General features: G+C 61.9%; 13 protein-coding genes. 4 read left to right on the top strand and 9 right to left on the bottom strand.

Annotation, left to right across the window (positions count from 1 at the left end; genetic code table 11):
* Positions 1–258 precede the first annotated feature (258 nt).
* The 8 genes from KUV45_RS12750 to glcD form a co-directional block, all read right to left on the bottom strand.
* Positions 259–621, bottom strand: a complete 363-nt coding sequence (locus KUV45_RS12750) for a hypothetical protein (RefSeq protein WP_206939904.1) — start codon at positions 619–621, stop codon at positions 259–261.
* A gap of 482 nt (positions 622–1,103) precedes the next feature.
* Positions 1,104–1,418 (bottom strand): hypothetical protein, encoded by a 315-nt coding sequence (locus KUV45_RS12755; protein WP_222161706.1) that lies wholly within the window; start codon positions 1,416–1,418, stop codon positions 1,104–1,106.
* Positions 1,419–1,575: 157 nt separating this feature from the next.
* Positions 1,576–2,472 (bottom strand): DMT family transporter, encoded by an 897-nt coding sequence (locus KUV45_RS12760; protein ID WP_222161707.1) that lies wholly within the window; start codon positions 2,470–2,472, stop codon positions 1,576–1,578.
* A 92-nt stretch (positions 2,473–2,564) separates the two neighbouring features.
* Positions 2,565–2,966 (bottom strand): heme-binding protein, encoded by a 402-nt coding sequence (locus KUV45_RS12765; protein WP_206939898.1) that lies wholly within the window; start codon positions 2,964–2,966, stop codon positions 2,565–2,567.
* 56 nt (positions 2,967–3,022) lie between these two features.
* Positions 3,023–3,160: a hypothetical protein gene (locus tag KUV45_RS12770; protein ID WP_222161708.1), complete on the bottom strand. Its 138-nt coding sequence runs from the start codon at positions 3,158–3,160 to the stop codon at positions 3,023–3,025.
* 20 nt (positions 3,161–3,180) lie between these two features.
* A complete protein-coding gene (gene glcF, locus KUV45_RS12775) occupies positions 3,181–4,410 on the bottom strand; it encodes a glycolate oxidase subunit GlcF (protein WP_222161709.1) in 1,230 nt (409 codons plus the stop codon).
* Between the two features lie 98 nt (positions 4,411–4,508).
* Complete coding sequence (gene glcE, locus KUV45_RS12780; protein WP_222161710.1) at positions 4,509–5,594, bottom strand: glycolate oxidase subunit GlcE; 1,086 nt, start codon at positions 5,592–5,594, stop codon at positions 4,509–4,511.
* 331 nt (positions 5,595–5,925) lie between these two features.
* Positions 5,926–7,425 (bottom strand): glycolate oxidase subunit GlcD, encoded by a 1,500-nt coding sequence (gene glcD, locus KUV45_RS12785; protein WP_222161711.1) that lies wholly within the window; start codon positions 7,423–7,425, stop codon positions 5,926–5,928.
* 212 nt (positions 7,426–7,637) lie between these two features.
* On the opposite strand from glcD, the gene glcC reads away from it, so the two are divergent.
* Positions 7,638–8,411 carry a transcriptional regulator GlcC gene (gene glcC / locus KUV45_RS12790; protein ID WP_206939891.1) on the top strand — a complete coding sequence of 258 codons (774 nt, stop codon included), beginning with the start codon at positions 7,638–7,640 and terminating at the stop codon, positions 8,409–8,411.
* Positions 8,412–8,750: 339 nt separating this feature from the next.
* Here the strand turns inward: glcC and KUV45_RS12795 are convergent, their stop codons facing one another.
* Positions 8,751–9,410, bottom strand: coding sequence for a GntR family transcriptional regulator (locus KUV45_RS12795; protein WP_206939889.1), 660 nt, complete (start codon positions 9,408–9,410; stop codon positions 8,751–8,753).
* Positions 9,411–9,603: 193 nt separating this feature from the next.
* On the opposite strand from KUV45_RS12795, the gene KUV45_RS12800 reads away from it, so the two are divergent.
* From KUV45_RS12800 to KUV45_RS12810, 3 genes are all read left to right on the top strand, one after another.
* Entirely contained in the window at positions 9,604–10,080 is a 477-nt protein-coding gene (locus KUV45_RS12800) for a heme-binding protein (RefSeq protein ID WP_222161712.1), read from the top strand.
* A 39-nt stretch (positions 10,081–10,119) separates the two neighbouring features.
* Positions 10,120–10,350 carry a hypothetical protein gene (locus tag KUV45_RS12805; RefSeq protein ID WP_222161713.1) on the top strand — a complete coding sequence of 77 codons (231 nt, stop codon included), beginning with the start codon at positions 10,120–10,122 and terminating at the stop codon, positions 10,348–10,350.
* Positions 10,351–10,605: 255 nt separating this feature from the next.
* Positions 10,606–11,580 (top strand): TRAP transporter substrate-binding protein, encoded by a 975-nt coding sequence (locus KUV45_RS12810; RefSeq protein WP_206939885.1) that lies wholly within the window; start codon positions 10,606–10,608, stop codon positions 11,578–11,580.
* Positions 11,581–11,635: the final 55 nt, after the last annotated feature.

The raw sequence follows: 11,635 nt of genomic DNA on the forward strand, positions 1-11,635 counted from the left end.
CATGTAAGGTGTTCCGCTACACAGTGGCGGTAGTGTCAGGACTTCGAAAAACAGGTGGTCACGAGTATACCTTAGGCACGTCTGTGACGTGAGCCAGCGCCTGTCCCATCGTCAGGGTGGCAGGAGACACAACACACGCAAGACAACTAAGGCAACCGATAGCCCCAGGACATAAAAAGGCCCCGCCTAATGAGGGGCGGAGCCAGACGAGTCACTTTGCGGGCAGGTGCAGCGGCGCGCGCCGCCGTGCTAAAGGTCTCAGACCTCGTTTTCCGGCTTGTTGGCTGAGTCGACGCCGCTATCCTCGACCAGCTTGCCCTCGTCGAGAGCAGACGGGTTATCGCTGTCAGAGGCCTTGTCAGAAGGCATGTGGCTGGAATCGACGCCACCATCCTTGACGATTTCTCCACCGGGGATGGCGCCATCGGCATGGTCGGCCATGGACGGGTCATTGGCCGAATCGACTCCGCTGTTGTCCGGCGTGACCTCCTCCTGCTGCATATCACCCTGGGCGTGCGCATGGTCGTCGCCGTGGTGGTCTGCCAGTGCGGCGCCGGAGGCGAGTCCAAGCAGTCCAGCAAGGGCCAGGCGCTTGAGCAACGTGGTTGAGAAAGTGTTCATTGCAGTACCTCCAGATGTTCACTGGTCATGGTCTGTACAGGGTCAGTCGATGCCTGTGCGCTGGCTCATCAGTGAGAGCGCATACGTCTCAGTTCAGGGCAAAGAAGGTCGCTGTGGGTGGGGGCTAACAACCAAGAAACGTTAGCCGGACGAGGGCGTGGGAGGCGTGAACCCTTCCTTGGGCTCGGGTGGCATCCTTTTCACTGTCCGGCGCGAGCCGATCCTTGTGCTCAATGTGGGCATCCAAGCCCATCAGTTCCGTCTTGGAACTGTCGGCAGCCTTCCTGGCAGCCGTGCTGATCTGGCCTGGGCCCTTCCATGGGCCCGTCAATCTTCCGTGTCGCTGTCGGGCGTGAGCGAATCCGTCTGCTCGTCGTGGAGCCTCCTGCTCCTGCGGTTCCGTCCTGGAACCACTGGCGGCCTTCCTGGCCGCCGACCCGCGGCATATCCGTGCCGCTAGTGCCGTCCTTGGCAGGGCGCGTTTATTCGGTTTCGTTGGCAGAGTCGACGCCACTGTCTTCGGCCAGGTCACCGGTCGGCTGGGTCTGAGTCATGCCGTCGTCAGCACCTTCGGTGCTGTTGGCAGAGTCGACGCCACCGTCCTCGACAATCGGCTCATCAGTGTTCATGGCATCGCTGCCATGCTGGCCGCTTGCATCGTGCTGCTCGGTGACATTATTGGAAGAATCGACGCCACTTTCCTGTGCATCGCTTTCCTCATGATGGTTTGCCAGGGCCATGCTGGAAAACAACGCCATGGCGCTCATCAGTGCTGCTGCCTTGACGATATGTTTCATGGTGAACCTCTCGTCGCTGGTGGGTGCAGTGGACCGCCGGCGTCCTGTGCTCAGCGGTTGTACTAAAGCTATACAACCTGATCTGAAAATGCAAATAAGCCTGATAACTAAGTCTAAGTATTGTTCACTGTTATGGCGACAATGGCTGGCATGTTCCCTAGGCAACAGGGGGTTTTAGGCCGATGGGGCGACGCAAGGTCTGCGCCAAGAGAACCCCGGAAAGCACTAGCGCGCCACCGCTAAGGTGGTGCCACGAAAGAGTTTCACTAAGGAAGGACATGGCGATAAGGGCGCTGAACAGCGGCATCAGGTTGATGAATATGCTGGCTCTGCTGGCGCCAATTTGTCGAATGGCCAGCATCCACAGGTAGGTGGTGACGATGGACGCAGGGATGCCTGCGTACAGGATCAGTCCTATATTTTTTGAATCAATGGGGGTCATGGGTCCCATCAGGTAAAAAGGCAACAGCGCGATCACCGCGAACAGCGCCTGGCCGTAGAGCATGACCCAGGGGGAGATGGGGAGCGGCCAACGCTTGAGCATGACGCCATACAGCGCGTAGCAGATGGCGGCCACCACCATCAGGGCATCGCCTGGAGCGACCTCCAGCGCTGCCAGGGTAGCGAGGCGGCCTTGGCTCAAGAGCCAGAGCACCCCGATCAATGCCAGCAGGCCACCGATGCATCCACCCCAGGTAGGCGCCTCTCGCAGCACCAGCGCACTGAGCAGAATGGTCAGCAGCGGCACCATGGCGGCTAGAATGCCCATGTTGGTGGCACTGGTGGTGGCCGCTGCCACGTAGGCAAGGCCCTGCCAGAGTGCCATGCCAAGCAGACCGAGCAGCGCGAGCCTTGGCCAATGCTGGATGACCTGCCGTCGCTCTGACCACAGTCGTGGCCAGACAAAGGGGGTCATCACGAGTACGGCCAGCACCCAGCGTAGAAAGGCGATGCTGCTGGGAGAGATGGTGCCTACGGTCAGCTGGTTGATGGTCATGTTGCCGGACCAGATCAGCACGGCACCCAGCGGCGCGAGAAAGGGCAGAAGTGGCATGGGACCTTCCGTGTCAGCACTTCGGTGAGTCACAAGCACCACCGCCGCCAGAAGCGGCGGCGGTGGTGGATCCAGCTGTCGGGGACGGCGTGTTACGCGATGGCAGCGGCGCCAGCCTTGGCCACCTGGATGTCCTGATCGGGCTTGACCCCGGAGATGCCCACGGCACCTGCCACCTGGCCATCGATCATGACGGGGACACCGCCTGACATCAGGCCCTGCATGGGCGCCGACAGGAAGGCATTGCGGCCACCGTTGATCATGTCCTCGAAAATCTGGGTGTCCTTGCGGCCGATGGCGGCGGAGCGTGCCTTGGCCATGGCAACGTCAGCGCTGAAGGGCGCTGCACCATCGAGGCGGCGTAGGCCCAGCGGATAACCGCCGTCGTCGCTGACCACAATGGTGACGGCGAAGCCGTTGGCGTCGGCTTCCTGTTGCGCGGCATCAAGAATGGCATTGACCTGAGACTGGTCGAGGTAAGGCTTGGTCGGCATGGTGGCTCCTGTTGTTACAGTTAGTACAAAATGTGGAAAATATTTTCGTTTTCAGTCTAGGCGCTCTGGGACTGTCTGACCAGAGCCTCATCAACGATCTCGACCCAGTGGCGCACCGGGGTGCGGTTGGTGGAGGCAAGATGGGTCTGGCAACTGAAGATGTCAGCGCGGTGACGATTCGCTTTTTGGACCATGACACTCCGGGACTGAACACCTAGCCCAGCGCCTCATCGACGATTTCGACCCAGTGGCGCACCGGGGTGCGGTTGGTGGAGGCAAGATGGGTCTGGCAACCAATGTTCGCCGTGACGACCACATCCGGCTTGCCTTCCTCCAGCGCGTCCATCTTGTTGTCGCGCAACTGGCGCGACAGTTCGGGCTGGGTGATCGAGTAGGTCCCGGCGGAGCCGCAGCAAAGGTGGCCATCTCGCACCGGTGTCAGGGTGAAGCCCATCCTGGTCAGTACCGTTTCCACCGCGCCGTTGAGCTTCTGGGCATGCTGCAGGGTGCAGGGGCAATGGAAGGCCAGGCGCTGGTCGGCGCGCACGTCGAGAGTGGTCAGGTCTTCCTGTCCCAGCACCTCGACCAGGTCCTTGGCGGCCTCGCTGACCCGACGTGCCTTCTCGGCATAGTCAGGGTCGTCGGCGAGCACTTCGACATATTCCTTGACGAAGGCGCCGCAGCCGCTGGCGGTCTGGATGATGGCCTCGCAACCGGCGTCAAGGTGAGGCAGCCAGGCGTCGATATTGCGTCTGGCTCGCTCGCGTCCGGCTTCTTGGGCGTTCAGGTGAAAGTCGATGGCGCCGCAGCAGCCTGCCTCCGGTGCCGGGGTCAGCGCGATGCCTAGCCGGTCCAGCACGCGGGAAGTAGCGGCATTGGTGTTGGGCGACAGGCCCGGCTGAACGCAGCCTTCCAGGATCAGCATCTGCCGCTCATGTCGCCGGGTGGGGCGGACGCCTGCATCGACCGGACGAGGCGGCATCTTGCTCTTGAGCGCGCCCGGGACCAGTGGCTTGAAGGTCTGGCCCAGCGACAGCAGCGCCTTGAAGCGAGCAGGCTCGACCAATGCCTTGCGCAGACCGAAGCGCAACGCCTTGTCGGCGGTGGAGCGCGGCACCCGGCGTTCGATCTCGGCGCGGCCGATATCCAGAAGCTTGTGGTACTCGACGCCTGACGGACAGGTCGTCTCGCAGTTGCGGCAGGTCAGGCAACGGTCCAGGTGAAGCCGCGTCTCTTCGGTGATGCGCTGGTCGTCAGCTGGGCTCTCGAGCATCTCCTTCATCAGGTAGATACGCCCGCGAGGGCCATCGCGCTCATCGCCGAGCAATTGGTAGGTGGGGCAGGTCGCGTTGCAGAAGCCGCAGTGTACGCAGCTTCTCAGTACCCTGTCCGCCTCACGCAGGTGAGGCTTCTCGAGATCTTGTTCGGTGAAATGCGTCTGCATGTTGTTATCCGCTAGTCGTGGTCAAGGCTTGCAGCGTCACTGCAGTCTTGCGGTGAAACGGGTCGCCTGTGGCAATCGCTTGGCGCGCCAGGGGCGCATTACCAGTCCGGATACAGCCGACGCGGATTGAAGATGGCGTCGGGGTCGAGTTGGCGCTTTACCTGCTCGTGGTACTTGGCGACCACTGGGGAGAGCGGGGTAAAGGGCTCGGCAGCGCCCGGTGTGAAACAGCTGGCATGCCCTCCAGCGCGCTGGACAACGGCGCGTAGTTCATGGGCATCGACCGCGCCTTTCAGCCAGCGTTGGTTGCCGCCCCAGTCGAGCAGCAGGGTATCCGGGGCAACCCCGTCGAGCTTGAGCATGGCGCTGTTGGTCGGCAGACTGATCCGCCATAGCGGCGCGTCCGAGGCCGCAAAAAAGGGCAGTGACAGCTCCTTGAGTTCGCTCCAGAAGCCTGGCTCCAGCGTGTCGCCACCGATCATGCTGGCGGTCGCCTTCACCGAACTCTCACCGCCCTCCAGGCGCACGTGCAGGGCGCCAGCGTGCCAGGCGGCTGCACTCAGCGGCAGTGGCTTGCGGCCCCACTCTGCCAGGCGCTGCAGCGCATCTTGCTGGCTCATCTCAAGACGCAGGCTGGCGCTGGCGGTGGCCTTCGGCAGCACCTTGAGCGTCACTTCGGTAATCAGCCCCAACGTGCCCTGGGCGCCGACCATCAGGCGTGACAGGTCGTAGCCGGCCACGTTCTTCATGACTTCACCGCCGAAGCGCTGCTCACGCCCCTGGTGGTCGAGCACCCGCAGGCCCAGCACAAAATCGCGCACCGAGCCTGCCCAGGGACGGCGTGGGCCGGACAGCCCGGTGGCGATGGTGCCACCCACGGTGGCGTTGCTGCCGAAGTGAGGTGGCTCGAAGGGCAGCATCTGGCCCTGGTCGGCAAGTGCATCTTCCAGTTCGGCGATCGGGGTGCCGGCGCGCACCGAGACAATCAGTTCGACCGGATCGTAGCTGGTGATGCCGCGGTGTTCGCGGGTGGATACCGGCGTACCTTCCACGGGGCGGCCATAGAAGGACTTGGTGCCGCCACCTTCGATACGGATGGGATGAGCGCTGCTGGCCGCTGCAACGGCCTCAGACAGGGCGGGAAGGCCGTCGGCAGCAGAACAGAAAACATCGTTGTTGGACATGCGGGTACCTGCATTCCGGCAAAAGAGAAACAAACATCCGTGCAGTCGCGCTATACGGCGATGACCGGTTCACGAGAACCGAGGCAGCTCTGGATGCGGTAGCATGGCTAGAACCTGGGCAGCTCTGGATGCGGTAGCTCGTTGTTGTGCACGTGCATCGCTCTGAACCTTGATCGGGCACAGCGGGCCAGCGCCGTGACGGTCGCGTAGCTGTCATGGCTAGAACCTGGGCAGCTCTGGATGCGGTAGCTCGTTGTTGTGTACGTGCATCGCTCTGAACCTTGATCGGGCACAGCGGGCCAGCGCCGTGACGGTCGTGTAGCTGTCATGGCTAGAACCTGGGCAGCTCTGGATGCGGTAGCTCGTTGTTGTGCACGTGCATCGCTCCGAACTCGGCACAACGCGCCAGGGTCGGGATGTTCTTGCCAGGGTTGAGCAGACCGTCGGGGTCGAAGGCTGCCTTGACCGCATGGAAGGTAGAGATTTCCAGGCTGTCGAACTGGGCGCACATCTGGTTGATCTTCTCGCGGCCTACCCCATGCTCGCCGGTGATCGATCCGCCCGCTTCCACGCACAGCTCAAGAATCTTGCCGCCCAGTGCCTCGGCGGTGGCCAGCTCTCCTTCACGATTGGCGTCGAACAGAATCAGCGGATGCATATTGCCGTCGCCGGCATGAAACACGTTGGCCACCTTCAGGCCATATTGCTGCGACAGGTCGCTGATGCCCTTGAGCACTCGCGGAAGCTCACGCCTGGGGATGGTGCCATCCATGCAGTAGTAGTCCGGCGACATGCGCCCGACGGCGGGAAACGCGTTCTTGCGACCTGCCCAGAACTTGGCTCGCTCGGTTTCGTCGCGGGCCAGCTGGACATCACTGGCACCCGCCTTGGCGAGAACACCGCGCACGGTCTCGATATCGTCGTCGACGTCGGCCTCGACGCCGTCGAGCTCGCACAGCAGGATCGCCTCGGCATCCACCGGGTAGCCGGCTCGGATGAAGTCCTCGGCGGCGCGTATGGCCAGGTTGTCCATCATCTCTAGGCCGCCAGGGATGATGCCGGCAGCGATGATATCGCCCACGGCGGCACCCGCCTTTTCGACGTCGTCGAAACTGGCCATCAGCACCTTGGCGGTTTCGGGTTTCGGCAGCAGCTTGACCGTGATCTCGGTGACCACGCCGAGCATGCCCTCGGAGCCCATCATCAGCGCCAGCAGGTCGAAGCCTGGGCTGTCGAGCGCCTCGGAACCGATCGTCATGCGCTCGCCTTCGATGGTCATCACCTCGAGCTTCAGCACATTGTGTACCGTGAGGCCGTACTTGAGGCAGTGCACACCGCCCGCGTTCTCGGCGACATTGCCGCCAATGGAGCAGGCAATCTGGGAGGAGGGGTCCGGCGCGTAGTAAAGCCCAAAGGGCGAGGCCGCTTCCGAGATGGCCAGGTTGCGCACCCCCGGTTGCACACGCGCGACGCGAGCGTCGGCATCGATGTCGAGGATGCGGTTGAAGCGTGACATGACCAGCAGCACCCCTTGCTCCAGCGGCAGGGCGCCGCCGGACAGGCCTGTGCCAGCGCCGCGGGTCACCACCGGTACGCCGAGCGCGCGGCATTGCTTGAGCAGGGCCTCGACCTGGTCCAGGCGCTCGGGCAGGGCCACCAGCATGGGCAGGACGCGGTAGGCCGAAAGGCCGTCACATTCGAAGGGGCGCAGGTCTTCCTCACGGTGCAACAGGGTAAGATCAGGGGCAACGCGAGAAAGCTCCGCCAGGACTTCCTGCCTGTCGCGGCGCGGCAGGGCGCCGTCCAGGCGTTCGTCGTAGAGGATGTTCATGATGCTTGTTCGCCTCAGCTAGCACGGTCGTGCGTACTTGATGGTTATTGTCTGCACTACAATCTGCGTGCTATTGGTCCTGCTGTCCACCAGTTGGTTTGCTGGTCTGACCAGTTGTTGTAGCGCTGGCGCTTCTCTTCCGTCCATGATCAGATCGGCAAACGACTGACCGGCGGACGACACATGGGACAGAGGTGAGGGGCTACGCGGATATGTGGGACCGGGACGAGCGACTCGCACCGAGCAACACCTCGGCGGCGATCGCCGCAAAACTTGAGACGCTGATTCTGGATGGTGTCTTTCGGCCAGGGCAGTTGTTGCCCTCTGAACGCCGCCTGTGCGAGCGGCTGGGGGTTGGGCGCTCGTCGTTGCGCGAGGCGCTGGGCACGCTGCGCAGCAAGGGCGTGATCGTGACCCGGCAGGGAAGGGGGTCCGAGGTCGCCCCGCTGGTGGAAGCCCCCCACGCCAGCCCCTTGATGCACCTGTTTCGCGAGCACCCCAGAACCCTGTATGACCTGCTTGAAGTGCGAGCCTTGCTGGAAGGGGAGTCGGCCAGTCTGGCCGCCAGTCGCGGGACCGCCTCGGACAGGGTGTTGATCACCCGGCGCTACCGGGAGATGGCGGACTACGTGAGTGGGACCCAGGACATTGAAGTCGAGCGTCTGGCGCGTCTCGATCACGCCTTCCATCTGGCGATCTGTCAGGCGTCGCACAACCCAGTGCTGGCGCACACGCTGCAAAGCCTGACCGACCTGCTGCTGAGTTCAGTGTTTGCCTCGGTGAAGCACCTCTATCATCGGCCGGATGCACGAGACATGATCAATCGCCAGCACGCCCGTCTACACCGGGCGGTGGTGGAAGGCAAGCCGCAGCTGGCGCGCCGAGTGGCGCTGGAGCATCTGTCTACCATCGGTGACATGCTGCGGGAGATCGAGGCAGAGGATCAGCGCCTGGAGCGCTCGGCCATGCGGCTGGAAGAGTGGTAAGGGAAACACTGCATAAACTACTGCGCTCGACATCTCGGCTGCTGGCGGTGCTCAAGATCCTCATTTAACCGCATGTAAAGGAAACACTGCATAAATGCCTACGCCGCCGATTCGCTGCGTTACGCGCTGCTCGAACTCCTCACCTATACCCCATAGGCTCCGGGTTCTGCGCTGCGGGCGCCTGGCGCCTCATGCCGCTCGGCTGATTTATTCAGCGCTTCCTAAACTCCGGTCTTTGCGCTCCGGCAGCTACCGACCTGTCATCGCTCGAAACATTTATTTAGCGTTTCCTAAGTGCCGAGACGACGGCAGACACCTTTCCACGCCGTCCCGGAACCCCTATTCTTCGTCGATGATGCCGCTGACGGTTGCCACTTCCAGCTTGTGGCCCAGGTGGGCCCTGAGGATGTCGCCCAGGCGCTTGCCATCCCGTGCATCGATGGCTTCCAGCATGGCCTCGTGGTCGGCGACTGCCTTGGCCCAGTTGGCTTGTCCCATTTCGACGCTATAACGAATGCGTTTTACCCGCTGGCTCAAGTTGTTGTACATCTCGATAAGCACATCATTGTTCGATGCAGCCAGGATGCGCTCATGAATCTGCTGGTTGACCTCGAAGTAGGGGGCTAGCTCCCCGTTGCGATAGTGATTCAACATGCGTTGATGCAGCGCGCGAATCTGCTCGACATCCTCATCACTGAGATGTTGGCAGGCCAGTTCGCCGGACAGTCCTTCAAGGGCACCCATAACATCGTAGGTGTTCTTGACCCCCTGGCGAGTCAGCCTGACGACTCGTGAACCGCGATTGGGCAGGTTCTCGACCAACCCCTCCGACGTCAACACCTTGAGCGCTTCGCGCAGCGGGGTGCGTGATACGCCAAAACTCTCGCACAGCTCCTTTTCGGCAATCTTCTCGCCGGGAAGCAGACTGCCTTGCTCGATCAGGTCGCGTACCCGGTCGGCGACTTCCAGGTAGAGGCTGCGCGGCTGAATCTTTTCCATGTCTCGAGTCCCTGGATCAAAAGGTCGGTGAAGGGTGTCAGCAGGCGATAGCCGGTGGCGTGTGCTGGATGTCATGCAGGATACCGCAGTTGACGGCCACCGTTTTCGGTATTATGAATTCATTATTCAAAGAAAGCGAGTGCGACAGGTGCTGGCAGAGGTTCCATACAACACATGATGTGATGGAGGGATGATGGCTGGGAACGTATTTCTTGCACAGGTTCAGATTCCGCGGCAGTTGGCGCGAGGCATTCTGGATGCAGCATTCGAACATGCCCGACAACAGCAAATGCCTCCGCTGACGGCGGTGGTGCTGGATGGCGGCGGCCAGCTGGTGGTCGGTGAGCGTGAAGACGGCTGTAGTCCGCTACGCTGGGCGGTGGCCAATGGCAAGGCCTATGCCGCCCTCGGGGTCGGCGTAGCCAGCGGTGTCACCGGAGAGCGTAACGCTCAACGGCCTGCCTTTCTGGCGTCCGTGGCGGACGCGGCACAGGGACGCTTCGTGCCCGTGGCCGGCGGCGTGCTGATACTCGATGAGGAGCAGCGCATTGTCGGTGCCGTGGGCGTCAGCGGTGCATCGTCCGCTGAGGATCAGGCGGCGGCGATAGCGGGGATTCGTGCGCAAGGCTGGCAGGCAGGCCTGCAACCAGGAGACGACTCGGCGTCCTGAGCGGGCTCGTCCCGGACGACCTGTCACAGTGGAATTACGGTGAAAGAGCCGCCTTCTGTGGAAGAAGTGCGCCCCTTTCCCGTGTTCCCGTCGATTCTTGGGTTTATCTTCCTTTTCTCTCTGTATCTGTCTTTTTTCCTGTTCCCCACTCTGCTGTTTGCTTCCCGCCTTATCCGCTTGTCTTTTTATCCGCTTGTTTTGCCGGCCTCTTCGGCTTGTCTCTTCGGCATCTTCCGCTTGGCGGCCGGTGCCATGGCACCCTTGGTCTAGTCCAAGAAATCTTTAAGCAATTGATATTTATTTAATTTTTTTCGATAAAGCCGAGTTAGGCAAAGACAAAAGTATAATACCTAATTTTGAATTATGTATCCATTCTTCCAGTGGTCCATCGAGAGTTTGCCCCGACTACGCCGGTTGAAGCAGGCGTGACAGGAGCACGCCAGCTCCCGATGCGCCATCCTCCGGGGCGTTATCCCGCGCCCTCCGCCAGACCATGCAGGACAACAACAATTCGGAGTGAGGGTTATGAAACTGCTGAAGACCGTACTGGCCGCTTCCGTGCTGGCGCTAGGCGTCGGCACCGCTCAGGCCGACGAAGTGCAGATCAAGTTTGGCCATGTGGGTGGGCCAGGTTCGCTGTTCGAGAAGACCGCCAACGAATTTGCCCGACTGGCCAACGAGCGGCTGGAAGGCGAGGCCGAGGTGGTCACCTACGGCTCCAGCCAGCTGGGTTCCGACGAGCAGATGCTCAACAAGTTGAAGCTCGGCACCATCGATCTGTCGCTGCCGTCCTCGATCATGAGCAGCGTGGCGCCGGAATTCTCGCTGTTCGAGATGCCCTACCTGATTGAGGATCGGGAGCACCTCGCCCGCGTCCGCGACGAGGTGCTGCGCGATGTGCTCTACCCCGTGGCCGAAGACAAGCGCTACCGCATTATCGGCATCTGGGAGAACGGCTTCCGTCAGATCACCAACAACGTCCGCCCAATCGTGGTCCCCGAGGATCTCGATGGCATCAAGCTGCGTACCCCCAACGGTGTGTGGCGGGTCGAGATGTTCAAGAGCTACGGCGCATCGCCGGCGCCCATGGCGCTGTCCGAGGCCTTTGTTGCGCTGCAGACCGGCGCCATGGACGGTCAGGAAAACCCGCTGGTACAGATCTATTCCCAGCGCTTCCAGGAGGTCCAGGACTACCTGTCGCTGTCCAATCACGTCTATTCGCCGGCCTATGTGCTGGCCGGCGCCAGCTGGACCCGTCTGCCCGAGCATGTCCGTGAAGTGCTGATCGAGACCGCCGAAGAGGTCGAGGCCTTCGCACTGGAGCAGGGCGCCGCGCTGGACGAAAGCCTGGTCAGCACCATGGAAGAAGAAGGGATGGAGGTGAACGAGGTCGACACCGACGCCTTCGTCGAGGGCTCTCGCGGTATCTACGAGAAGTTCGCCGCCGAGGTGGAAGGGGGTGAGGAACTGTTGTCGCGGGTGGAAGCACTGCGCGAATAACGCCTGTCCACTGCGGCCTTGCCACCCTTGGTGAGGCCGCATCCACCTTCGGAGG

Source organism: Halomonas sp. DP3Y7-2 (assembly GCF_019800795.1).
Classification (GTDB): domain Bacteria; phylum Pseudomonadota; class Gammaproteobacteria; order Pseudomonadales; family Halomonadaceae; genus Halomonas; species Halomonas litopenaei_A.